22 protein-coding genes are annotated in these 22,296 nt (G+C 62.7%); 14 read left to right on the plus strand and 8 right to left on the minus strand.

Annotated elements, in window-relative coordinates:
* Nucleotides 1-23 precede the first annotated feature (23 nt).
* The 9 genes from OVA12_RS06145 (at nucleotide 24) to OVA12_RS06185 (ending at nucleotide 10,325) form a co-directional block, all read left to right on the plus strand.
* The gene (locus tag OVA12_RS06145) at nucleotides 24-818 is read left to right on the plus strand and encodes a thymidylate synthase (protein ID WP_268135433.1); all 795 of its coding nucleotides are present in this window, start codon (nucleotides 24-26) and stop codon (nucleotides 816-818) included.
* A gap of 32 nt (nucleotides 819-850) precedes the next feature.
* Nucleotides 851-1,882 (plus strand): glycerophosphodiester phosphodiesterase, encoded by a 1,032-nt coding sequence (gene glpQ / locus OVA12_RS06150; protein ID WP_268135436.1) that lies wholly within the window; start codon nucleotides 851-853, stop codon nucleotides 1,880-1,882.
* 17 nt (nucleotides 1,883-1,899) lie between these two features.
* Nucleotides 1,900-2,433 carry a dihydrofolate reductase gene (locus tag OVA12_RS06155; protein WP_268135438.1) on the plus strand — a complete coding sequence of 178 codons (534 nt, stop codon included), beginning with the start codon at nucleotides 1,900-1,902 and terminating at the stop codon, nucleotides 2,431-2,433.
* Nucleotides 2,430-2,915 (plus strand): GNAT family N-acetyltransferase, encoded by a 486-nt coding sequence (locus tag OVA12_RS06160; RefSeq protein WP_268135440.1) that lies wholly within the window; start codon nucleotides 2,430-2,432, stop codon nucleotides 2,913-2,915. The genes OVA12_RS06155 and OVA12_RS06160 overlap by 4 nt, the downstream gene beginning before the upstream one ends.
* A 196-nt stretch (nucleotides 2,916-3,111) precedes the next feature.
* Nucleotides 3,112-4,314 (plus strand): FtsH protease activity modulator HflK, encoded by a 1,203-nt coding sequence (gene hflK, locus OVA12_RS06165; protein ID WP_268135442.1) that lies wholly within the window; start codon nucleotides 3,112-3,114, stop codon nucleotides 4,312-4,314.
* Nucleotides 4,314-5,213, plus strand: a complete 900-nt coding sequence (gene hflC / locus OVA12_RS06170) for a protease modulator HflC (protein WP_268135445.1) — start codon at nucleotides 4,314-4,316, stop codon at nucleotides 5,211-5,213. The genes hflK and hflC overlap by 1 nt, the downstream gene beginning before the upstream one ends.
* Nucleotides 5,210-5,395 carry a DUF2065 domain-containing protein gene (locus tag OVA12_RS06175; protein ID WP_268135447.1) on the plus strand — a complete coding sequence of 62 codons (186 nt, stop codon included), beginning with the start codon at nucleotides 5,210-5,212 and terminating at the stop codon, nucleotides 5,393-5,395. Before hflC ends, OVA12_RS06175 begins: the two co-directional genes overlap by 4 nt.
* Before the next feature lie 111 nt (nucleotides 5,396-5,506).
* Nucleotides 5,507-7,003 (plus strand): Do family serine endopeptidase, encoded by a 1,497-nt coding sequence (locus OVA12_RS06180; RefSeq protein WP_268135449.1) that lies wholly within the window; start codon nucleotides 5,507-5,509, stop codon nucleotides 7,001-7,003.
* Nucleotides 7,004-7,274: 271 nt separating this feature from the next.
* Entirely contained in the window at nucleotides 7,275-10,325 is a 3,051-nt protein-coding gene (locus tag OVA12_RS06185) for a putative bifunctional diguanylate cyclase/phosphodiesterase (protein ID WP_268135451.1), read from the plus strand.
* 18 nt (nucleotides 10,326-10,343) lie between these two features.
* Here OVA12_RS06185 and serB read toward each other — a convergent pair whose 3' ends face one another.
* Complete coding sequence (gene serB, locus OVA12_RS06190) at nucleotides 10,344-11,234, minus strand: phosphoserine phosphatase SerB (protein WP_268135453.1); 891 nt, start codon at nucleotides 11,232-11,234, stop codon at nucleotides 10,344-10,346.
* Between serB and miaA the strand changes: the two genes are divergently transcribed.
* Together miaA and OVA12_RS06200 are read left to right on the plus strand one after the other, a co-directional pair.
* Complete coding sequence (gene miaA, locus OVA12_RS06195) at nucleotides 11,197-12,186, plus strand: tRNA (adenosine(37)-N6)-dimethylallyltransferase MiaA (protein ID WP_442793850.1); 990 nt, start codon at nucleotides 11,197-11,199, stop codon at nucleotides 12,184-12,186. The two genes, serB and miaA, sit on opposite strands and share 38 nt — an antisense overlap.
* Nucleotides 12,187-12,322: 136 nt before the next feature.
* A complete protein-coding gene (locus tag OVA12_RS06200; protein WP_268135457.1) occupies nucleotides 12,323-12,859 on the plus strand; it encodes a GNAT family N-acetyltransferase in 537 nt (178 codons plus the stop codon).
* A gap of 5 nt (nucleotides 12,860-12,864) precedes the next feature.
* On the opposite strand, the gene OVA12_RS06205 is transcribed toward OVA12_RS06200, so the two are convergent.
* From OVA12_RS06205 to OVA12_RS06235, 7 genes are all read right to left on the minus strand, one after another.
* Nucleotides 12,865-13,209 (minus strand): antibiotic biosynthesis monooxygenase family protein, encoded by a 345-nt coding sequence (locus tag OVA12_RS06205; protein ID WP_268137031.1) that lies wholly within the window; start codon nucleotides 13,207-13,209, stop codon nucleotides 12,865-12,867.
* Between the two features lie 140 nt (nucleotides 13,210-13,349).
* Nucleotides 13,350-14,924, minus strand: a complete 1,575-nt coding sequence (locus tag OVA12_RS06210) for a 2-isopropylmalate synthase (RefSeq protein WP_268135459.1) — start codon at nucleotides 14,922-14,924, stop codon at nucleotides 13,350-13,352.
* Nucleotides 14,925-15,317: 393 nt separating this feature from the next.
* The gene (locus OVA12_RS06215; protein WP_106753044.1) at nucleotides 15,318-16,229 is read right to left on the minus strand and encodes a PhzF family phenazine biosynthesis protein; all 912 of its coding nucleotides are present in this window, start codon (nucleotides 16,227-16,229) and stop codon (nucleotides 15,318-15,320) included.
* 139 nt (nucleotides 16,230-16,368) lie between these two features.
* Nucleotides 16,369-17,424, minus strand: coding sequence for a GNAT family N-acetyltransferase (locus OVA12_RS06220; RefSeq protein WP_268135462.1), 1,056 nt, complete (start codon nucleotides 17,422-17,424; stop codon nucleotides 16,369-16,371).
* Between the two features lie 181 nt (nucleotides 17,425-17,605).
* Nucleotides 17,606-18,121 (minus strand): GNAT family N-acetyltransferase, encoded by a 516-nt coding sequence (locus OVA12_RS06225; protein WP_268135464.1) that lies wholly within the window; start codon nucleotides 18,119-18,121, stop codon nucleotides 17,606-17,608.
* Nucleotides 18,122-18,124: 3 nt separating this feature from the next.
* Nucleotides 18,125-18,397, minus strand: a complete 273-nt coding sequence (locus OVA12_RS06230) for a type II toxin-antitoxin system TacA family antitoxin (protein WP_268135466.1) — start codon at nucleotides 18,395-18,397, stop codon at nucleotides 18,125-18,127.
* Nucleotides 18,398-18,486: 89 nt separating this feature from the next.
* A complete protein-coding gene (locus OVA12_RS06235) occupies nucleotides 18,487-19,392 on the minus strand; it encodes a pirin family protein (protein ID WP_106753039.1) in 906 nt (301 codons plus the stop codon).
* A 250-nt stretch (nucleotides 19,393-19,642) separates the two neighbouring features.
* Between OVA12_RS06235 and OVA12_RS06240 the strand changes: the two genes are divergently transcribed.
* From OVA12_RS06240 to OVA12_RS06250, 3 genes are read left to right on the plus strand one after another with little or no spacing between them, the layout of a single operon-like run.
* Nucleotides 19,643-20,569, plus strand: a complete 927-nt coding sequence (locus OVA12_RS06240; RefSeq protein ID WP_268135469.1) for an ABC transporter ATP-binding protein — start codon at nucleotides 19,643-19,645, stop codon at nucleotides 20,567-20,569.
* The gene (locus OVA12_RS06245) at nucleotides 20,566-21,327 is read left to right on the plus strand and encodes an ABC transporter permease (RefSeq protein WP_268135471.1); all 762 of its coding nucleotides are present in this window, start codon (nucleotides 20,566-20,568) and stop codon (nucleotides 21,325-21,327) included. Before OVA12_RS06240 ends, OVA12_RS06245 begins: the two co-directional genes overlap by 4 nt.
* A 28-nt stretch (nucleotides 21,328-21,355) precedes the next feature.
* Entirely contained in the window at nucleotides 21,356-22,294 is a 939-nt protein-coding gene (locus OVA12_RS06250) for a D-alanyl-D-alanine carboxypeptidase family protein (protein ID WP_268135473.1), read from the plus strand.
* Nucleotides 22,295-22,296: the final 2 nt, after the last annotated feature.

Below are 22,296 nucleotides of genomic sequence, written 5' to 3' on the forward strand. Positions count from 1 at the left end.
CCCGTTGAGAGACGAGGCCAGCCTTGCAGCAATATCATGACCTGATGCGCCGCATCCTTGACGAAGGCACGGACCGGGGCGACCGCACCGGGACGGGAACACGTTCCGTCTTTGGCCATCAGATGCGGTTCAACCTTGCCGACGGCTTTCCGGTGGTGACGACCAAGAAGCTGCATCTCAAGTCCATCATCCATGAGCTGCTGTGGTTTCTCGCCGGCGATACCAACATCGCCTATCTGAAGGCCAACGGGGTCAGCATCTGGGACGAATGGGCCGATGAGAACGGCGATCTCGGCCCGGTCTATGGCGCCCAGTGGCGGTCCTGGCCGGCTCCGGATGGCGGTTCGATCGACCAGATCGCCAATCTTCTCAAGATGATAAAGACCTCGCCCAACTCGCGGCGGCTGATCGTTTCCGCCTGGAACCCGGCCGAGGTCGACAACATGGCGCTGCCGCCATGTCATGCCCTGTTCCAGTTCTATGTCGCCGATGGCAAGCTGTCCTGCCAGCTGTATCAGCGCTCGGCCGACGTGTTCCTCGGCGTGCCCTTCAACATCGCCTCCTACGCACTGTTGACGATGATGGTGGCGCAGGTTTGCGATCTTGAGCCGGGCGATTTCGTGCATAGCCTTGGCGATGCACATCTTTATGCCAACCATTTCGAACAGGCGCGTCTGCAGCTCAGCCGCGAGTCCAGACCCTTGCCGCAGATGAAGCTCAACCCGGCAGTGCGCGATCTGTTTGCGTTCCGCTATGAGGATTTTGAGCTTGTCGGCTATGATCCGCATCCCGCGATCAAGGCGCCAATCGCCGTCTGACCCCTTAAATACCTGATACTGAAGGATAATCCATGTCTCTGCGTTTCAGGATTTCGTGCCTTGTTCTCGCGGCTGCGGCGGTTGCGCCTGTTCTGGCACTGCCTGATGCGGCGCTCTCCGACCCTGGGAAAGCCCTTGTGATTGCGCACCGTGGCGCATCCGGCTATGTCCCCGAGCATTCGCTGCCGGCCAAGGCGATGGCCCATGCCATGGGGGCCGACTACATCGAACAGGACGTCGTCCTGTCCAAGGACGGGGTGCCGGTTGTCCTGCATGACATCACGCTGGATGCGACGACCAATGCCGCAGAAGTGTTCCCAGGCCGTGCGCGGGCCGACGGGATGTTCTATGCCATTGATTTTACTCTTGCCGAACTGAAGCAGCTGCAGTTGCTGGAGCGCGGAAACAAGAAGGGTGAGGCTGCATTCAAGGGACGGTTCCCGCGCGAGAAAACCGGCCTGACCATCCCGACGCTGGCCGAGGAGCTTGCCTTCATCAAGGGGATGAACACGTCGACGGGCCGTGTTGCCGGCATCTATCCGGAGCTCAAGTCGCCGGCGTTCCATCGCACGGAGGGCAAGGATCTGGCTGCCGCCGTGCTGGCGACGCTGGCTGAGGCTGGATATGGCCCGGAGGATCCGGTGTTCCTGCAGTCGTTCGACTTCAATGAAATCAAGCGTGTACGGACGGAACTGGGCTACAAGGGAAAGCTGGTTCAGCTGATTGGCGAAAACGCCTGGAACATGGCGCCGGGCACTGACTATGACGCGCTGCGCAAGCCTGACGGACTGAAGCAGATCGCCACTGTTGCCAACGGGATCGGTCCTTCGCTGACGCAGGTCCTGACCGACGAGAACAAGGATGGTGTGGCCGAGATCACGTCGCTCGTGGCCGACGCCAAGGCGGCCGGTCTTGAGGTTCATCCTTACACGTTCCGTGCCGACCGGCTTCCGCCGTTTGCTGCCAGCTTTGACGAGCTGATCAAACTTGCCGTTGAAAAGGCCGGCGTTGATGGCGTGTTCACCGATCAGCCGGACAAGGCTCGCGCCGCGATGGCGCGTTAACGGAAAGCCGGGTCCAGATGCAGAACTCCATCGTGCTCGTTGCAGCTGTCGCCGAGAATGGCATCATCGGTGCCGACAATGCGATGCCTTGGCGGATTCCGTCTGACCTCAAGCATTTCAAGGCCTTGACCCTTGGACATCCCGTTGTCATGGGCCGCAAGACGTTCGAAAGCCTTGGCCGTCCGCTGCCGGGCCGCTTGAACATCGTCGTCAGCCGCACCAGACCGGATGTCCCCGCAGGTGTTGTTGTCGCCTCGAGCTTTGGGGAGGCGCTGGAACTGGCTGACCGGGCTGCAACGACGTCGGGCAAGTCAGCGGTCATGGTGATTGGCGGTGGCCAGATCTACAGTGAAGCCATGCCTTATGCGGATCGGCTTGAGATTACCCGCGTCCATGCCTTGCCTGCAGGCGATGCCCGGTTCCCGGACATCTCACCGGACCAGTGGCGACAGGTGGCGGCCCGCGCCGGGGTGAGGGGGGAGCAGGATACCGCAGACGTGACCTATCTGACGTATGAGCGGATCCCGACTGACAAGGAACAACAGTCATGACGCGTGAGGTGACGCCTGATACTCTTCTGTCGCGCTGGTTCCGGTTTGAAGAGCTTGGCGTCTTTCGGCTTCACGACCTGCTGAAGCTGCGGGTCGAGGTCTTCGTCGTCGAACAAGCTTGCGCCTTCGCGGAGATCGATGGTCTCGATCCGAAAGCGGAACATCTGCTGATCGAGACGGCGGACGGACAGATTGCCGGGTGCCTGCGTTACTTTGCCCCGCAAGCCCTTGGGGAAGCTGATGTCCGGCTGGGGCGGATTGTTGTGGCTCCCGCGTTTCGGGGGCTGCGCCTCGGTGACAGACTGATCCGCGAGGGCCTTGCCCGCGCAGGGGAAATGTCGCCGGAGGCGGATGTCGTCCTGTCTGCCCAGGCCCATCTGGAGCGGTTTTATGCGTCGCACGGGTTCTGTCCTTACGGCGAGACCTACCTTGAGGATGGCATCCCGCATGTGCACATGCGCCGCGACGCTTCGCCCGCTTGAAGAATGTGGCCGAAAAGCTTGAAATCTGCGGAAGAAAGCCCCAATTCCCGCCTGACGTGAACCGTAAGCCGGGGCAGGGAGGAGCGGGGGTTGCAATCCTTCATGGTGGTAACCTCACCCTAACCCCTTACGGGTCACAAACCGTTAGATCAACCAGGAAGCCGGCAAGGCCGGTTTCCCGACGAAGGAAGACCTGATGCCTTGGAGCAACCAGAGTGGTGGGGGCGGCGGCTGGAAGGGCGGCGGCAATGCCGGCGGTCCCTGGGGCGGCGGCGGTGGTAATGGCGGCGGCCCCTGGGGCGGTGGCCCGAACCGCGGGGGCGGCAACACGCCTCCCGATCTGGAAGAACTGCTCAAGCGCACCCAGGACCGCATGAAGACTGTGCTGCCCGGTGGCGGTGGCAATCTTGGAGCCAAGGGTGTTGCGCTGGTTGGCGTGGTGCTGGTGGGTGTGTGGCTGGCGACCGGACTTTACTCCGTGGCGCCCGACCAGGTTGGTGTCGAGCTTGTGCTCGGCGAGGTGACCGACCAGACCCAGCCGGGCCTGAACTACAACTGGCCCTATCCGATCGGCCAGGTCGAAACCCCGGGCGTGCTGCAGGTCCGCGAAATGACCGTGGGCATGGAAGAATATGTCACGGGTGGAACGGTGCGCGCGCGCGACGTGCCGGAAGAAAGCCTGATGCTGACGGGCGACGAAAACATCGTCGACGCCGACTTCAAGGTGCAGTGGCGCATCCGCAATACCCGCGAGGGCGTGTCGGACTACCTGTTCAACATCCAGAACCCTGAAGGCACGGTGAAGGCGATTGCCGAAAGCGCCATGCGCGAAGTGGTCGGCGGATCGGATATTGACGCGATCCTCACCGAGAACCGTGCGCCGATCCAGATCGCGGTTCAGGATCTGATGCAGAAGACCTTGAACGATTACCGGGCCGGTATCGACATCATCAATGTGCAGATGCAGAAGGTTGATCCTCCGCAGCAGGTCATCGACGCCTTCCGCGACGTGCAGGCTGCGCGTGCCGACCAGGAGCGCATCCAGAACGAAGCCCAGACCTACGCCAACCGGATCGTTCCGGAAGCCCGTGGTGAATCGGCACGCGTGATCGAAGCTGCGACCGCCTATCGCGACCAGACGGTTGCTGAAGCCACCGGTCAGGCACAGCGCTTCAGCAAGATCTACGAAGAGTACAAGAAGGCTCCGGACGTGACGCGCGAGCGTCTCTACCTGGAAACGCTGGAACGCGTGCTCGGATCCAACCCCAAGATCATCATTGACCAGAAGCAGAACAGCGAAGGGGTCGTGCCTTTCCTGCCGCTCAATGAACTCTTGAACCGTGCGCCTTCGCAGCAGTCGACTGCACCGGCCGCCCGCAGCACCGTTGGAGCCCAGTGATGAAAAACGGTCTTCTTGGCCTCGTGGGCGTTGTCGTGGCTCTGGCTGCCGCCGCCCTGTACCTCTCGATCTATATCGTCAGCCCGACCCAGCAGGCGCTCGTCCTGCAGTTCGGTAAGGTCATTTCCGCGACCCAGCAGTCCGGCCTGCATTTCAAGCTGCCGCTGGTGCAGAACGTGATCTACATCGACAAGCGGATCCTTGACCTCAACATGCCGCCGCTGGAAGCCATTGCTGCAGACAAGAAGCGTCTGGTCGTCGATGCCTTCGCACGCTACCGCATCTCCGATCCGGTGCTGTTCTACCAGCGCGTCAACAACATCAATGCGGCCAACCAGCGTCTGTCGACGCTGCTGCAGTCCTCGCTGCGTTCGGAGCTGGGCAAGGCGTCCTTTACGGCAGTCGTGCGCGATGACCGTAACGGCATCATGGGCAGCATCCGCAAGGATGTGGGCACCAGCGCCGCCGAACTCGGCATCGAGGTCGTTGACGTGAAGATCCGCCGCGCAGACCTGCCGGAAGCCAACAGCCAGGCCGTTTTCGACCGCATGCAGACCGAGCGTCAGCGTGAGGCAACCGAAATCCGCGCGCAGGGTGAAGAACAGGGCCGCCGTATCCGCTCGCGTGCGGAACGTGATGCCACTGTTCTGGTTGCAGAAGCGCGCCGTGACGCGGAAATCATCCGCGGTGACGGCGATGCTGAACGCAACCGCATCTTCGCCGAGGCCTTTGGCGTCGATCCGGACTTCTTCGGCTTCTATCGGTCGATGCAGGCGTATGAAGCGGGTCTGCGGTCCGGCGATACCAGCCTCGTGCTGTCGCCCGACTCCAGCTTCTTCCGCTTCTTCAACAATCCGGCCGGCGCCGGTCAGCCTGTCCCGGTCGTCCCGGCGCAATGACCGACTTCGCGGTCGCACTCGGACTGGCGCTGGTGCTGGAGGGAGCCCTCTACGCACTGGCGCCGGACACGATGAAAGCGATGATGCGCAAGGTGCTTGACGCACCTGACCAGACCCTGCGCCTGACCGGACTTGTTGCGGCGGGCGCAGGCGTTTTTCTGGTCTGGATTGTGCGTGGCTGAAATTTTCGTGCGGCAAGATCAACGTCGAACTGCCGCCATGATGTCGTATAAATGTGGCTGAGACGGGTGGCTTGGGGCCGCCTCAAGCTGATTGATGGAGGACTAAGGCCGATGGCCCTCATGTTCGCTCGCAAAACGATTGCTCGTGGCGCAGGGGCTGCTCTGGCCGCCGCCGTTGCCTTGTCGCTGGTGGGAACACCCGCCGCGCTTGCCCAGTCTCAGGGCCCGGCGTCCGTCGCGGACCTCGCCGAAAAGCTCGCTGATGCGGTGGTCAACATCTCGACCTCGCAGACGGTGAAGGCGCAGCGGACAGTGCCGCTGCCGCAGGTGCCGGAAGGCTCGCCGTTCCAGGAGTTTTTCGAGGAGTTCTTCAACCGTCAGCAGCAGGGCGAAGGCGAGGGCGATGGTCAGCCGCGCCGCGTGCAGTCGCTGGGCTCCGGCTTTGTCATCGACGGCAAGGAAGGCATCATCATCACCAACAACCATGTCATTGAAGGGGCGGATGAGATCACCGCGAATTTCAATGATGGCACCAAGCTGAAGGCGGAACTGATCGGCCAGGACGAGAAGACTGATCTGGCTGTGCTCAAGGTGAAGCCTGAGAAGGAGCTGACCTCCGTCTCCTTCGGTGACAGCGAGAAGATCCGCGTCGGTGACTGGGTGATGGCGATCGGCAACCCGTTCGGCCTTGGCGGTACGGTGACCGTAGGTATCGTGTCGGCCCGCAATCGCGACATCAACTCCGGCCCCTATGACAACTTCATCCAGACCGACGCCTCGATCAACCGGGGTAACTCCGGTGGTCCGCTGTTCGACATGAACGGCAATGTCATCGGCATCAACACGGCCATCATCTCGCCGTCCGGCGGCTCGATCGGCATCGGTTTTGCCATCCCGGCCAAGACGGCGACCTCCGTCATTGCCCAGCTGCGCGAGTTTGGCGAAACCCGCCGTGGCTGGCTGGGTGTGCGGATCCAGGAAGTGACTGACGAGATCGCCGAAAGCCTCGGCATGGACAAGGCGATCGGTGCGCTCGTTGCCGGCGTGTCGGATGACGGTCCGGCGGCCAAGGCCGAGATCCTGCCGGGTGACGTGATCATCGAGTTTGATGGCAAGGAAGTGCCGAGCATGCGCGACCTGCCGCGCATGGTGGCTGACACGGACATCGGCAAGGCTGTTGACGTGGTCGTGCTGCGCAAGGGCGAGAAGGTCAACCTCAAGGTCACGCTCGGCCGCCTGGAAGAGGCTGAGGCGGCAGATGACGCGGATGGCGAAAAGCCGGCCAAGCCGGAACCGGAAGCCGTCAGCGAAGTGCTCGGCATGAAGCTTGCGACCTCCGACGATCAGCTGCGGCAGAAGTTCCAGATCGATGCCGGTGTCGAGGGCGTCGTCGTGACCGAAGTGGCGGCAGGAAGTGCGGCTGAAGAAAAGCGCGTTCAGGCCGGCGATACGATCAAGGAAGTTGCACAGGAGGCGGTGAAGACCCCTCAGGATGTGCTCGCCCAGATCGAGAAGCTGAAGAAGGACGGCCGAAAGTCTGCGTTGCTTCTTCTTGCCAATCCGACCGGAGAGCTTCGTTTTGTTCCGGTTCGCATTGAAGACAAGTAAGCATCTTTCGTCGGAATGATTGCAGGATAGGAACAAGGGCGCGGCATTTGCTGCGCCCTTTTTGTCTTTCGTTTCATTCTTGGCGCGATTGATCAGGATTAATGAAGTGTATCGTCAATAATCGCTATCCGCCTTTACGGAAATTATAGCAAGTCGCTGTAGTCTTGCCTTGCGATGTCGTTTCAGCTCCGACGTGGGAGCCATCGCGTAGGGGTGTTGCGGTGCGCTGGTCTTGGACCGGGCTGCGCCTGCGGCATGATGGGACTGATCGATGAAATTTGCCGTGCCAAAGCTGACCTTGCCAAAGGCCAAAAAGCTTCGGGTCGTGATGACCGGGATCGGGGCGACGCTGATCCTGCTGATCGGGACGCTTGGCTTTGTCAGCACGCAGCAGATCCTTGCAGTTTCGAACGGGATCCGCCTCATCAACGAAACAACCGGGCCCCTCTACACGGATGCCCTGCGCGCGTCTGCGGCCCTGCAGCAGATCAACGTTCTGTCACGCAACTTGATGGATGAATGCTTCTATCGCCCGGATTCCGATCCATCGAGTGCAATGTTTGCCCTGCGAAATGCCGACTACTCCGACATCGACGCCTTTCGCCAGCATGCGCAGACGGTCCGGCTTGACGAACTTGGTCGCAGCCTTCTCGATGCGCAGAAGGAATTGGTCGTCGTACAGCGACAGATCATCGATGTCTGCGAGGCGTACTTGCGCAATCGCGAACGCCGGAGCGAGGCAGAAGATGCGGTTCGCTTCAGCCTCACACGTCTGGACGTGAGCGTCTCCAGCCTTCTCGAGCAGAGCGACGAGACAATCTCAGGCAGCCTTGAGGATGCCGAACGTGTGTTCCGCAAGACCCAGGGCATGGACAACGAGCTGATGCGGCTCGGTACCGTTCTGGTCGGAGACTGGCCGCTCGTCCGTGGCTCCTATGACCTGCGGCTGCACGGCCAGAAGCTGCGCGACAGCCTGCTGGGCGATGCCTATCCGGTCAGCAATCACCATCTCGCGCCCGTGCTGCAGGGGCAGGTCGAAGAGCTCAGCGCGTTGCGCGGGCAGGTGCACAAGATCGCTCCGTGGCTGCAGAGCCGGGGCCAGCACGACCGGGTTTTGCATCTCGATGGTATCCTGTCCGGTATGTCGGATGAGCTGATCGGCATGGATGGCCTGCGCGAAGTCCTGATCCAGAGGGTTCAGATCGACGAGCAGGTACTTGCTGTCTCTCGCGTCCTTCGATTGAGTGAATACCGTCTGTCGAAGATGCTGCAAAAGCTGGTCATTTGGGCCAAACTCGAAAATCAGGATTCAGTTGAACAGATCTCGCAACGCCTCGACTCCAGTCTCGTCACCATCCTGGCGGTTGCGGCGTTTGCCGTGCTGGCTTGTATCGCCGCTGTTCTTGCCTTCGGCGCCTTGGTGACACGGCCCATTGAACAGTTGACGGCGATCGTGCGCCGGCTGCGCAATGAGGGGGGCTACGAGCACCATCTGCCCGACCGCCTGCGCAATCGCCCAGATGAAATTGGATCGCTTGCGACGTCCTTCGATCACCTGATGCAGACACTCGAGCAGGCCCGGGTGGATCTCCTTGCCGCGTCGCGTGTTGAGGTGCAGCAGCAGTTTGACCGGCTGAAATCGGCAGTCGAGAGCATCCCGCAGGGAATTTTGCTAACTGGGCCGGATGAAAAGGTCATTCTAGCCAACGACAACTTCCGTGCGCTTTTCAGCCTGGACGAGACCGATATCCTGCCAGGAACACCGCTGGAGCACGTCATTTCAAGATGTCGCGAGAATGGCGCCCTCGTTTTCATCGATGAACACGAAAGTGTGGCAGAAGTGCCGGCAAGTTTCTTCCTCGGCAATCAGCGTATCGTCAGCTTCCGAGGTGAGCGGACGATTGTTGTGACTGCGGCTGTCACCCCAGAGGGCGGATCAGTGGCGGTGCATGAGGATGTCACCGAGCGGCGGCGGCAGGAAGAACGGATCGCCTATCTGGCGCATCACGATGCACTGACAGGATTGCCCAATCGCGTCCTGTTCCGCGAGCAGCTGGTCGAGGCACTGGGCATGAGCCAGTCGACCGGAAACGCGTCAGCGCTGCTCTACCTCGACCTGGATCAGTTCAAGTCCGTCAATGACACGCTTGGCCATCCGATCGGCGACAAGCTCCTGATCTCGGTGGCTGATCGCCTGCGGAACCAGCTCGCGGATGGGGATCATGTCGCGCGTCTGGGCGGGGACGAATTTGCGATCCTGCTCACGGGGCGCGCAACGCCTGCGCAAGCGGCCGATCTGGCTGACCGCATCATTGCGGCAATCGGCGAGCCTTTCGATATCGCTGGCCAGTTCATTTTTATCGGCGTTTCGATCGGCATCGCCGTCGCTCCGGCTGACGGAGATGACGCGGATCTACTGATGAAGCACGCCGATATGGCGCTCTATCGTGCCAAGCAGGACGGACGCAACGTCTATCGCTTCTTCGAGACAGCAATGGACAAGGAAATCCAGACCCGTCGTGAACTGGAAATCGACCTGCGCCATGCGCTTCTCAATGAAGAGTTCCAGGTCCACTACCAGCCGCTGTTCAATCTGCAGGGTGGACAGATCGAAGGTTTTGAAGCGCTGCTGCGCTGGCCACATCCGCGTCAGGGTTTCATTTCACCGGCCGAGTTCATTCCCATCGCGGAAGAAACCGGCCTGATCAGCGGCATCGGATCCTGGGTTCTGCGCCAGGCTTGTCTGGAAGCGGCCAAATGGCCCAAGCATATCCGCGTTGCCGTCAACGTCTCGCCGGTGCAGTTCCGAACCCGGACACTGGTTCTGGAGGTGATCGCTGCGCTTGGAGCCTCGGGCCTCAGTGCCAACAGGCTGGAAATCGAGATCACCGAGGGTGTCCTGCTGCAGGACACCGAGGCGACCCTGTCGATCCTATCGGAACTGCAGCGCCTTGGCGTTCGCATCGCCATGGATGACTTCGGTACGGGCTATTCCTCGCTCAGCTATCTGCGCAAGTTCCGCTTCGACAAGGTCAAGATCGACCGTGCCTTCGTCCAGGATCTCAACAAGGGCCAGGACAAGTTGGCCGTCGTACGGGCCGTGACGGGCCTTTGCACGAGCCTCGGAATCGCGACAACGGCCGAAGGCGTCGAAAGCGAAGAGCAACTGCTGGCCTTGAAGGCCGAGGGCTGCACGCAGGCGCAGGGCTACTATACCGGTCGTCCGATGCCGGCATCGCAGGCAACAGCTCTCCTGATGCAGCAGGAAGTCATGGGGATGAGCCTCCAGAGCTTCGAAGCGCCAGTCGTTGCAGGCAGCTGATCAGGGCGCGGTCCGGCCTCAGACCACGAAGTCTGAGGCAGAATAACCCTGGAAATAGAGCAGGGCGGTCAGATCGCCGTGGTCGACACGGGCGTCCGCTTCTGCCGCAACCTTTGGCTTGGCGTGATAGGCAACGCCAAGGCCGGCGCGGGCGATCATTGCAAGATCATTGGCCCCATCCCCGACTGCCAAGGTGTCACCCATCGGCAGGCCGAGTTCTTCGCTGAGCTGTTCCAGTCGTTCCCGCTTGGCTTCACGGCCCAGGATCGGCTCCCGCACCAGGCCAGCCAGCTTGCCATCGGCAACTTCCAGAATATTGGCGCGGTTCTCGTTGAAGCCGACCCGCGCGCCAACAGGGCCGGTGAACAGCGTGAAGCCGCCAGAAACCAAAGCGCAGTAGGCGCCATGCGCCCGCATGGTCTGGACCAGTTCTCGTGCCCCTGGCGTCAGGGTGATGCGGGTGTCGAGAACCCGGGTCACTGCGTCCAGCGGCAGGTCTTTCAGGAGGGCCACCCGCTCGCGCAGGGCTGGCTCGAACTCCAGTTCACCGCGCATCGCGCGCTCGGTGATCTCTGCAACGTGGTCCTTCAGCCCGACCTCAGTTGCCAGTTCGTCGATACATTCCTGGCCGATCATCGTCGAATCCATATCGGCGATCAGCAGACGCTTGCGTCGGCCCTCAATCGGCTGCACATGGACATCAATCGCCAGATCAGCCAGAAGATCGCGCAGGCGTGCCTCTGCCTCCGCTGCAGACAGCGTTGCTTCGACATCAAGATCGACAGCAATGCCCGGAGCGAGCCATTTGGCTGGCGCAACTACGCCAACTGCGGCAGAGGCCCTGGCGACGACCTGATCATCAAGTGCCGGCCTGGCCGGATTGGAAACGAGCGTGGCAACCAGGGACATGGACAAACCTTTCGGCGGAAGCAGCAAAGCGGATGCGACTGGCGCGATCCTGATAGCCGGGCCGACCGCCAGCGGCAAGTCTGCCCTGGCGATTGAGCTGGCCGAACGGACGAATGGCGTCGTCATCAACGCGGATTCCATGCAGCTCTATCGCGAACTGCGGCTTGTCACGGCGCGTCCCGATACCGGCGATGAGGCTCGGGTTCCGCACTGGCTCTATGGTGTGCTGCCATCGTCCGAGGCGTTCTCCACCGGAGCCTGGCTCAAGCGTGTGGCGCAATGCCTTGCCGAGGCGAAGGCAGCAGGACTGCGCCCGATTGTTGTCGGTGGTACCGGATTGTACTTCAGGGCGCTGACCCTGGGATTTGCCGAGGTGCCCGATGTTGCCGCCGATGTCCGCGCCCGGTGCCGGCTGCTTGCGGAGGAGGGCGGCGTCGAAGCGGTCAAGGCTGCACTTCTGCCGCTTGATTCTGACGCGGCCAACCGGCTGATTGATCTGCAGCGACTGACCCGGGCACTTGAGGTGGTTCTGTCGTCCGGCCGGACGCTGGCGAGCTGGCAGGCGGACAAGACCGGGGCGCCAGTGCTGGAACCTGGAACGTTTGCATCCGTTGTGCTGGCTCCGCCCCGAGCCTGGCTCCACGCGCGTATCGCGCAACGCGCCCGGATGATGCTGTTGCCAGAGGGCGTGGAGGAAGTGCGCTCGCTTCTGGCGCTGGATCTGCCGGACACGCTGCCAGCGATGAGGGCCATTGGCATTCGCGAGATCAGCGCCTGGGCCGCTGGGCATCTCGAACTTGAGGAGGCGGGGCAGCAACTGGTGGTGGCAACGCGGCAGTACGCGAAACGGCAGGAGACGTTTTTCCGGGGCCAGCTTGGTGATTGGGTGCGGCTCGATCCGTCAGTTCCTGAGGAAAAAGATAATTTTATTCAGACGCATAGTGCTTGCTAGCGTAAACTGTCGCTGCGTCAGGCCGCAAACTTTTCCGCCTTTTGCCCTCCGCATGCCCTTGTATACGCACATTCCCCAGCTATCTCCAGGTTGCCGTTTGAGCGATCAAGCGAGCGTCCAAACGAGGGGTATGGGCATGCAGGAAACTGTTCTGGCGTCCCGGCAGCTCCGGGCCATCGCCTTCTCACAAGACGATCTTCCCGTGCTTCAGGCTCTGCACGGTGATCCCGAGGTCAACCGGTTCCTCGACGGGGATGCCTCCGCGTGGGATCCTGCGCGACTGGCCAGCCGATTGGTCGATTATGTCACCGGCCATGCGCTGCAGGGCTTCGGGATGTGGAAAATCCTGTCCCGCGAGGGTGAATTCGTCGGCCGTGCCGGGTTCCAGCCGTTTGAGGAAACGTCGGAAATCGAGATGGAAATCGTCATCGCGCGGGAGCATTGGGGCAAGGGCTATGCGCGCGAGCTGGCACCTTCGCTGGTGCGCTGGTTCTTCGACAACACCTACTACAGCCACCTGATCAGCTTCGCGCGCAGCGACCACACGCGGGCGCGGCGGGTGCTGGAACTTGCCGGCATGACCTTTCGCGAACGCCGCCGCATCCGCGACATGCCGCGGGATATCTACCAGGTGCTGAGCCCGGCCATGTGCCGGCTGGTTGCCAATGGCTGACTGCGTCAGCCATTGAGCCTGCGGCTGTCGTCTGGCGCCTGATCCCGGTCGGTGAGGCCGTAGTCCCGCAACACGGCGGCAACGCGCAACCGGTAGCCTGCGAACATCATCTCCCGTCCAGCCTTTTGCGCCGAGCGGTGCTGCGCCAGCCGGCGCCATTCAGCGAGTGCCGACTCATCGCGCCAGAACGACAGCGAGACGAACTTGCCCGGCGTTGTCACGCTTTCGAAGCGCTCGACTGAGATGAAGCCGTCGATCTTGATGAGTTCGCTCTTCAGCGCGCCGGCGAGGTCGAAATAGGCCGCCACATGCTCGGCGTGTGGCTCGACTTCAAAGATCACGGCAATCACGGCTGGCTCCTTGCTGGCTGTCGACATCCATACGATCCGCAAGCAGGACCAAAGAGCAACGGAAAACCGCGGGCTGCGAACACAAAAGGCCGGGGGCATGTGCCCCCGGCCCTTGATTGTTTCGACGTGCCTGTGCCGATTCAGCCGGCCATCAGCGCGCCCGGGTTGGTCGACTGCTGGCGCAGGTTGAGCTTGTTCATGGCGGCGACATAGGCGCGGGCAGAGGCGACCAGCGTGTCCGTGTCGGCGCCCTTGCCGGTGGCGATGCGGCCATTGGCTTCGAGGCGGACGGAGACTTCCGCCTGCGCATCGGTGCCTTCGGTCACGGCATGGACCTGGTAGAGCGACAGGGTGGCGGTGTGCGGGCAGATGGCGCGGATGGCCTTGAACAGCGCATCGACCGGGCCGTCGCCGGTGGCTTCCTTGGTCTCGTGGCGGCCGTTGATGTCCATCGTCAGGATGGCCTTCTGCGGGCCGCCCGTGCCGGCGATGACGGTCAACGCGATCACCTTGGCGCCTTCGCCAGCGGTTGCGATCTCGTCCTCGACCAGGGCTTCGATGTCCTCGTCGTAGACGTTCTTCTTGCGGTCAGCGAGGTCCTTGAAGCGACGGAAGGCGTCTTCCAGCGCGTTCTGGCCGAGTTCGTAGCCAAGGTCCTTCAGCTTGTCCTTGAAGGCATGGCGGCCGGAGTGCTTGCCCATGACCAGCGAGGTGGCCTTCACGCCGACGTCTTCCGGACGCATGATCTCGTAGGTCTCGGCGTTCTTGAGCATGCCATCCTGGTGGATGCCGCTTTCATGCGCGAAGGCGTTCTTGCCGACGATGGCCTTGTTGTACTGCACCGGGAAGCCGGAAACAGCCGACACGAGCTTGGACGCACGGGTCAGGAACTTCGGCTGGACCTGACAGGTGTAGGGCAGCACGTCGGCACGGGTCTGGATCGCCATCACGATCTCTTCCAGCGCGGCATTGCCTGCGCGCTCGCCGAGACCGTTGATGGTGCATTCGATCTGGCGCGCGCCGCCCGCCACACCGGCCAGCGAGTTGGCGACCGCAAGGCCGAGGTCGTCGTGGCAGTGCACGGAGAAGATCGCCTTGTCGGCATTCGGGACCCGGTTGCGGATCTCCATGAACATCGACTTGTACTCGTCCGGCGTTGCATAGCCGACGGTATCGGGCAGGTTGATCGTGGTTGCGCCGGCCTTGATGGCGGCCTCGACAGTACGGCAGAGATACTCGATCGGCGTGCGGGTGGCATCCATGGCGGACCACTCGACGTCATCGATCAGGTTGCGCGCGCGGGCGACCGTGTCGGCGATGATGGCGAGAACCTCGTCCTCGGACTTGTTCATCTGGAACTTCAGATGGATCGGCGAGGTGGAGACGAAGGTGTGGATGCGGCCCTTGCCAGCGTGACGGACGGCTTCGCCGCAACGGTCGATGTCGGCATGGATGGCACGGGCGAGGCCGGCGATCACCGAGTTTTTCGAACGCTTGGCAATCTCGCGCACCGCCTCGAAGTCGCCGTTGGAGGCAATCGGGAAACCGGCTTCGACGATGTCGACGCCCATGTCGTCGAGGAGTTCGGCCACCTGCAGCTTTTCCTCCAGGGTCATGGAGGCGCCGGGCGACTGTTCACCGTCGCGCAGGGTGGTGTCGAAAATGAATACCTTGTCCTTGGAGCTGGCCTTGTCTGCCGGGCTGTTCGCGGTCATCGGTGGTTTTCCTTCCCTTCAGTCCCGCTGGCCCTGGTCAATCATTGCCATGGAGGGCGGCAGGCGGGAGCGGTCTTCAATCCTTGGGTGAGTTCGCTTTCCCCTGAGTGCCCGCCCACGCATGGGCCTGCCGACGCTCAGGGGCATCTAAGCAGCAGCAGCTTGCCAAGCAGGAGGGCGCGCGCAGAAAGGCCACCGCGGAGAGCCGCAGTGTTCGAAGCTTCGATCATGTCGCGAACGGCGATCATGCGGGCTTTCGGCCTTTTGTTGGGATCAGCCCTTGGCTGACCGTTGGAATGCCGGCGTGAGGGCCGGCGCGCGTCGATAGGCAAATTCTGTAGCGGATGGGGGAGGGGCGCGCAAGACAAATTGGGCCGCGCGCGCCTCAGCCAATCAGAGGAACAGCTCGCCGCGGGCGATCAGGGTCGCCTGGCCGCCGATGCGCACCGCGTGCAGCGAGCCGGCTTCCACATCGATTTCCAGGTCGATCAGGGACGGGCGGCCCATGTCGAAGCCCTGTTCGATGCGCAGGAAATGCGTGCCATTGGTCGGGCGGTCGAAGTGATGCACCACGCCGGCAAAGGCTGCGGCGGCCGAGCCAGTCGCCGGGTCCTCGTGCACGCCAAGGTCGGGGGCGAACATGCGGGCGTGGAAGGCGCTGTCGTGTGACCGGGTCTGGCGTGTGTAGATATAGGCGCTGCGGGTCTTGGCCGGACCGAAGGCCTCGGACCACAGGGACACGACCGGGGAGACACGGGACAGGACGCTCATGTCGGCGACCGGCACGAACAGGAAGGCCACGCCAGCGTCATAGAGGCAGGGCTTGTGGTTCTCAAAACCGATCTCGGAGGGGATCAGCCCGAGGGCGGCGGCAATCGCCTCCTTGTCCTGCGCAGGCACGCCCGGCTGCGGCAGCTTGGGCACGTCGAACTCGGCAAAGCCGGCGGCGTTCTCCTTCAGCGTCACGCCGCAGCGCACGGTGCCGATCTCTTCCTCCAGCACGACAACGGCATTCTGCTCGCCCTTGATCTCGCCGAAGCGTTCCATGGCTAGGAAAATCGCCGTGCCGACGGTCGGGTGGCCGGCAAAAGGCAGCTCGCGGGTTGTCGTGAAGATGCGCACCTGCGCCGAATGGGCGGGGCCGCGCGGGGGCAGCAGGAACACGGTCTCCGACAGGTTGAACTCCCGCGCGATGGCCTGCATCTGCGCTGTGTCGAGCCCTTCTGCGTCCTGGACCACGGCAAGGGGATTGCCCGCCAGGGCCTTGTTGGTGAACACGTCGAGCACGGCGTAGCGGCGTCCCATCGGCAGTCTCTCCCGGATGCGTGTCAGAGGCGTGTCCCGATCAGGCGGGACCGGCCGGACTTTTGCATGGTTTTGCCCGCGCTGCCAGTCCGCCCTGTTGCGAGGTGGTTAGCAAAGGGTTGATCCACAAGGGATCCTGTCAGCCCAGAAGATGCCGGGCGATCAGCCGCGAAAAGGCCGGAACCTTGGCAGACGGCAAGTCGCTGGGGCGTTCGAGCACAAGAATGTCGGACAGTTCCTGCTCCTCTGTCGCACGGGAATGGGCCAGCATGTCGTCCCGCAATTGCCGGGCCGGGCGGTTGAACCGCAGCTCGCGGGCGACCGACAGGCGCGGTCCGTCGCGCACGGCAAACAACGCGCCGGCTTCCGCATCCTCCACCTTGAGCCCGGTTTCCTCCATCAGCTCCCGCGCGATCGAACCTTCCAGATCGACGGTGCCGGCCTCGGTCAGGTCCCCCAGATCCAGGCTGCCGCCGGGGGGATAGATCAGGCCGTTGTTGGCTGTCTTCGGACCCATGACGCCGAACAGCAGCTCACCACCGGCCGCGCGCACGACGGCGGAGCCGAAGACATTGCCGCCGCGGCGGTCCGGGCAACCCCAGTCGCGCCATGCGATGAAACTGGCAAAGGCAATCTCGGCGCAGGTGCCGCTCAGCGTGCCCGCTGCATCGATGGCAATGTCCGTCGTCTGCAGCATGCGCCCGTTCCACATGTGCGGATTGCGCGCCAGCGCCTCTGCCCAATGGGCCGCGATGGCCGCCTCATTGTCGGTCTCGAAGGCCCAGCGGGCGGCAGGGTCAAAGCGCAGGGCAACGCGCTGCAACGGCAGCACGCTGGGCGCAAGCTCGCGTTCCATCAAGGGGATGCGCAGGCCCGGGATCATCGTGCTGTCGCGCTCGGTCAACACCGCAAAGCCGAGGCGCTTGTAGAAGCCGACAGCATTGGCATCGCTCTCCAGCATCAAGCGCCGGTGGCCGCTTTGGCGCATGTGGTCTTCCACGGCGTCAATGAGCAGCCGGCCAAGCCCTATGCCCTGCGCTTCCGGGGCGACAAACAGGAAGTCGAGATAGAAATGATCGGCCCGCTTGTCGCCGGAGGCAAAGGCCACCGGCTTTCCATCAAGTTCGGCAACGATCACCGTCTGCGACGTCAGCGTCGCCGGTGTCACCCGGTTGTTGGCACGAAACCCCGCCATCTCCGGCTCCGGATACCCCCAGGAGCCCTTTGACCGGTGCAGGATATCCGTCAGGGCAGCAGCATCAGAAATGCGCCCGGGGCGCAGGCGGGGAGCAGCAGGCATATCGGCAAGGTCCAGTCTGACAGGCTGGCGGGAGGCAGACAGGAAGTAGCCTTGAACGGCCGGGTCAGCAAGGGCGTCAGTGGCCGCTGCCGCTCAACGCCCGGATATCCTTGATGAGGCGGTAGAGGACAAACGGCGCGCTTTCGAACGGGACGAAGCCGAAAGCGGTGTAGAACGCGCGGGCGGGTTCGTCCTTGGCGTGAACCACGACAGCGCGAATGCCTGCGATGTCGGCAGCGCGCAGCGTCCTGAGAAGCGCATCCTTGAGCAGGCCGGAGCCGAGACGCTGCCCTTGCCAGCGGCGGTCGACGGCGAGGCGCGCCAGCAACATGATCGGGACCGGATGCCGTGGCAGCCCTTTACGCAGGCGATCCGGCGCGGCTGCGGTCTCGATCTGCCCGACAGCAAGGCTGTAGAAGCCCACGACACTGCCGTTCATCAGGGCGAGATAGGTTTGGGCACTGCCAGCAGACTGATTGCCCAAGGCATGGTTCTGGAGAAAGCTATTCAGCGCCGCCGAGCCGCAATCGAAGCTGCCAAGATCGTGCAGGGCAGTCAGTTTCTCGATTATGGGCTTGTTCGGGCTCGTCATGCCTCAGTCGAAGACACTTGGGGACGTCAGAAGCTGTTCGAGCCGGTCGTCGCGCCGAGATGGGCCATCCAGGGCCGCGAGAAAGGCGGTCCAGTCTGCGTCGTTCAGCTGAATGATGCGGCGATCCAGCAGTGTCGCCTCCGCTTCGGCGAGGGCGCTGTCGAGGACGAACTCCGACATGCTCTTGTGACGCAGTTCTGCGGCCTCCCGCAGAAGCCGCTTGGCTTCCGGCGAGAGGCGCATTTCCAGCTTCTCTGTCCTTGCGGGCGATGACATCAGCCAAACCTTTGCGGGCGCATAATTCTAGCCTGTTAGACTAGCTCATCGTCCTGACGATGTCATGACCAGATTTTTGCCTAAGCCCCTCACCCCTTGATAAACGTCCCGTTGCGCAGTTCGGTGACGGCCTGGATGAGTTCCTCGCGGGTGTTCATGACGATGGGGCCGTGCCAGGCGATGGGTTCGCGGATGGGGGCGCCGGAGACGAGGAGGAAGCGCATGCCTTGCTCGCCGGCCTGCACGACGATCTCGTCGCCCGCGCCGAAGATCACCAGCGTGCGGTCGCCGGTCTCGTCGCGGATGTAGAGTTCCTCGTTGTCGAGTTCCTTTTCCGTCAGCACGCCGAAGGGCTTGGAGGCGTCGGCGAACTTGCCGGCACCCTCGAAGATATAGGCGAAGGCCTGGCGGCGCGTGTCGACGGGCAGGCGCTTGGCGCGGCCGGGCGGAATGGTGATGTCGAGATACTGCGGCTCGGCGGCGATGCCGTCGACCGGGCCGCGCTTGCCCCAGAACTCGCCGCAGATGACGCGCACGATGGTGCCGTCGTCATCCTGGATCACGGGAATGTCCTTTGACGTCACGTCCTGGTAGCGCGGCGCGGTCATCTTCAGCTGCGAGGGCAGGTTGGCCCAGAGCTGGAAACCATGCATGCGGCCGCGCGCATCGCCCTTCGGCATTTCCTGATGCAGGATGCCGCGCCCGGCGGTCATCCACTGCACGTCGCCCGCGCCGAGGCTGCCATTGTTGCCGAGGCTGTCGGTGTGGTCGACGGTACCAGCCAAGACATAGGTAATGGTCTCGATGCCCCGGTGCGGATGCCAGGGAAAGCCGGCGGCGTAGTCGCGCGGGTTGTCATTGCGGAAATCGTCCATCATCAGGAACGGATCGGTCAGTTCCGGATCACTGAAGCCGAAGACGCGGTCGAGGCGGACGCCGGCGCCTTCGAGCGTCGGGGTTGTGCCGCTGATCTGGCGGACGGGACGGATGGACATGGGAAGTCTCCCTTCAGGTCATGTGTTGCCTTGAAGGTAGTGCGGTTTCGCCCGTCCTCAAACGGCGGTGACACGGACGCAGTGTTCACTCTGGGTAAACAGACTTCCGCCGTTGTTCTCGCCCTTTTTCGTCTGCCGGGGCTGTTTCGCCGTGCAGATCCCTCTATGATCCGCGCTGTCCGCCAGCACGCTCAGGTCGTGTCAGCCCCGGTTTCCGTTTTCCTTTTCCCGGCCCGCTACGGGAGTTCCCATGCCGCCAGCCCTTCAGATCGAGCAGCTTTCGAAAACCTATGAGAGCGGCTTCAAAGCACTCAATTCTGTCAATCTCACCATCGAGCGGGGCGAACTGTTCGCGCTGCTAGGTCCCAACGGGGCGGGCAAGACGACCCTGATCTCGGTGATCTGCGGCCTGGTGCGCGCCAGTGCCGGCACCGTCCGGGTGCATGGTCACCACTGGACCGAGGAGTATCGCACCGCGCGCCGCCTGATTGGCCTGGTGCCGCAGGAACTGACCACCGAGTCGTTTGAAACGGTGTCGGCAACGGTCAACTTCAGCCGGGGTCTTTACGGGCTGCCGAAGGACCCGGCCCGCATCGAGCAGATCCTGAAGGACCTTTCGCTGTGGGAGAAGCGCAACTCGCGCATCATGACCCTGTCCGGAGGCATGAAGCGGCGCGTGCTGATTGCCAAGGCCCTGGCGCATGAGCCGAAGGTGCTGTTCCTCGACGAGCCGACAGCCGGTGTCGATGTCGAACTCCGGCGCGACATGTGGGATGTGGTGCGGCGGCTGAAGGCCTCGGGCGTCACCATCATCCTGACCACCCACTATATCGAGGAAGCCGAGGAAATGGCTGACCGCGTGGGGGTGATCACCAAGGGCGAGATTATCCTCGTCGAGGAAAAGAATGCCCTGATGCGCAAGCTCGGTCGCAAGCAGCTGGTGCTGCAGCTGGCCGAGCCGCTGGCCCGGCTGCCGGAAAGCCTTACCGCCTATGACCTGACGCTGGCCGAGGCGGGGGATGAACTGACCTACACCTATGACAGCCAGGGCGAGCGAACCGGCATCACCACGCTCATGAGCGATCTGCGGGAGGCCGGCGTGCATTTCCGCGATCTGCAGACCAAGCAGGATTCGCTTGAAAAGATCTTCGTCAACCTGGTGAGGCAGTCCCAATGAACCTCCATGCGATCCGCGCCATCTACATGTTCGAGATGGCCCGCACCGGGCGGACCCTGTTCCAGAGCATCGTCTCGCCTGTCATCTCGACCTCGCTGTATTTCGTTGTCTTTGGCGCGGCCATCGGGTCGCGCATCTCGGAAGTCGACGGCATCAGCTACGGGGCTTTCATTGTTCCCGGGCTGACGATGCTGTCGCTGCTGACGCAGAGCCTCTCCAACGCCTCGTTCGGCATCTTCTTCCCGCGCTTCACGGGGACGATCTTTGAGGTCCTGTCCTCGCCTGTCTCCTATGTCGAGATCGTCGTCGGCTATGTCGGGGCGGCAGCGACCAAGGCGATGATGGTGGGTGTCATCATCCTGCTGACGGCGAACCTGTTTGTGGACATGCGCATCGAGCATCCGGCCTGGATGGTGCTGTTCTTCGTGCTGACGGCGGTGACGTTCTCGATGCTCGGTTTCATCATCGGCATCTGGGCGAAGAATTTCGAGCAGCTGCAGTTCGTGCCACTGCTGATCGTCACGCCGCTGACCTTCCTCGGCGGCTCGTTCTATTCGATCCGGATGCTGCCGGAGTTCTGGCAGACGGTGACGCTGTTCAATCCGGTGGTCTATCTCGTCTCCGGCTTCCGCTGGAGCTTCTACGGGCAGGCCGATGTGAGCGTTGGTCTCAGTCTCGCCATGACGCTGGTGTTCTTCGTCGCCTGCCTCGGGGTGGTTGCCTGGATCTTCAAGACCGGATATCGCCTCAAGTCCTGAATTTCCAGACGATTTGCGGAGACATCCCGTGCCTGTCCTGACTGCCCAGACGCTCGCCAGACCCTTGCTTGTGCTGCTGCTCGCTCTCGGGCTGTCGGCCTGCCAGAGCAGTGGCACAGGGCAGCGGGCAGGGGCAAGCGCTGGCCTTTCGACGGCGGCGCAGACGCTGGCTGTTGCGCCCGTGGCAACGCCCGCGGTTGCCAGTGTCACCGCTTCGCAGGCACCTGCCAGCGCGGAGCAGCGCGCCAAGTCGGTGCTGGTGCTCGATGGTTCTGGACGGGAAGTTGACAGCTACAACGCAGATGCTCCGCGCTATCCCGCGTCGCTCACCAAGATGATGACGCTCTATCTCCTGTTCGAGGCGATTGACCGGGGCGAGCTAACCATGGCGAGCGAGATCCCCGTCTCCGCCCGGGCGGCCTCGCGCCCGCCGGCCCGCATCGGCGTTCCGGCAGGATCGTTGATCAAGGTCGAGGATGCGGTTCAGGCGCTGGCGGTGCGCTCGGCCAATGACATGGCCGTGGCTGTGGCGGAGGCCGTTGCGGGATCTGAGGATGCCTTTGCAGCACGAATGAATGCCAAGGCACGGGATCTCGGCATGAGCCATACCCGTTATGTCAACGCCTCCGGTCTCAGCGACACGCGGCAGGTCACCACGGCGCGGGACATTGCCCGGATTGCCAGCGCGTTGCGCAGCCGGTTCCCGCAGCACCTGCATTATTTCAACCGCACATCCTTCACCTATCAGGGGCGGGTGTTCGAGGCGACCAACAAGCTGATTGGCCGTGTTGACGGGGTTGACGGGCTGAAGACCGGCTATCTGTCGATGTCGGGCTACAATCTTGTAGCGACGGCTGAGCGGGGCGGGCGGCGTGTCATGGTGGTGGTGCTGGGCGGGGCGTCGGAAGCGGCGCGCGACCGGGAAGTCACCGAGCTGATCGAACGCTATTACGCCGGCGGCGTCTGATC

Source organism: Pannonibacter sp. SL95, from assembly GCF_026672425.1.
Taxonomy (GTDB): Bacteria; Pseudomonadota; Alphaproteobacteria; order Rhizobiales; family Stappiaceae; genus Pannonibacter.

Excerpts from the sequence above, each read along its gene's own strand:
- OVA12_RS06240 (WP_268135469.1), top strand. The coding sequence starts at position 19,643 with ATGCCGCCAGCCCTTCAGATCGAGCAGCTTTCGAAAACCTATGAGAGC.
- hflK (WP_268135442.1), top strand. The coding sequence starts at position 3,112 with ATGCCTTGGAGCAACCAGAGTGGTGGGGGCGGCGGCTGGAAGGGCGGC.
- OVA12_RS06175 (WP_268135447.1), top strand. The coding sequence starts at position 5,210 with ATGACCGACTTCGCGGTCGCACTCGGACTGGCGCTGGTGCTGGAGGGA.
- OVA12_RS06230 (WP_268135466.1), bottom strand. The coding sequence starts at position 18,397 with ATGTCATCGCCCGCAAGGACAGAGAAGCTGGAAATGCGCCTCTCGCCG.
- OVA12_RS06245 (WP_268135471.1), top strand. The coding sequence starts at position 20,566 with ATGAACCTCCATGCGATCCGCGCCATCTACATGTTCGAGATGGCCCGC.
- OVA12_RS06155 (WP_268135438.1), top strand. The coding sequence starts at position 1,900 with ATGCAGAACTCCATCGTGCTCGTTGCAGCTGTCGCCGAGAATGGCATC.
- OVA12_RS06180 (WP_268135449.1), top strand. The coding sequence starts at position 5,507 with ATGGCCCTCATGTTCGCTCGCAAAACGATTGCTCGTGGCGCAGGGGCT.
- serB (WP_268135453.1), bottom strand. The coding sequence starts at position 11,234 with ATGTCCCTGGTTGCCACGCTCGTTTCCAATCCGGCCAGGCCGGCACTT.
- OVA12_RS06210 (WP_268135459.1), bottom strand. The coding sequence starts at position 14,924 with ATGACCGCGAACAGCCCGGCAGACAAGGCCAGCTCCAAGGACAAGGTA.
- OVA12_RS06160 (WP_268135440.1), top strand. The coding sequence starts at position 2,430 with ATGACGCGTGAGGTGACGCCTGATACTCTTCTGTCGCGCTGGTTCCGG.
- glpQ (WP_268135436.1), top strand. The coding sequence starts at position 851 with ATGTCTCTGCGTTTCAGGATTTCGTGCCTTGTTCTCGCGGCTGCGGCG.
- OVA12_RS06200 (WP_268135457.1), top strand. The coding sequence starts at position 12,323 with ATGCAGGAAACTGTTCTGGCGTCCCGGCAGCTCCGGGCCATCGCCTTC.
- OVA12_RS06215 (WP_106753044.1), bottom strand. The coding sequence starts at position 16,229 with ATGGGACGCCGCTACGCCGTGCTCGACGTGTTCACCAACAAGGCCCTG.
- OVA12_RS06225 (WP_268135464.1), bottom strand. The coding sequence starts at position 18,121 with ATGACGAGCCCGAACAAGCCCATAATCGAGAAACTGACTGCCCTGCAC.
- hflC (WP_268135445.1), top strand. The coding sequence starts at position 4,314 with ATGAAAAACGGTCTTCTTGGCCTCGTGGGCGTTGTCGTGGCTCTGGCT.
- OVA12_RS06235 (WP_106753039.1), bottom strand. The coding sequence starts at position 19,392 with ATGTCCATCCGTCCCGTCCGCCAGATCAGCGGCACAACCCCGACGCTC.
- OVA12_RS06220 (WP_268135462.1), bottom strand. The coding sequence starts at position 17,424 with ATGGCGGGGTTTCGTGCCAACAACCGGGTGACACCGGCGACGCTGACG.
- OVA12_RS06185 (WP_268135451.1), top strand. The coding sequence starts at position 7,275 with ATGAAATTTGCCGTGCCAAAGCTGACCTTGCCAAAGGCCAAAAAGCTT.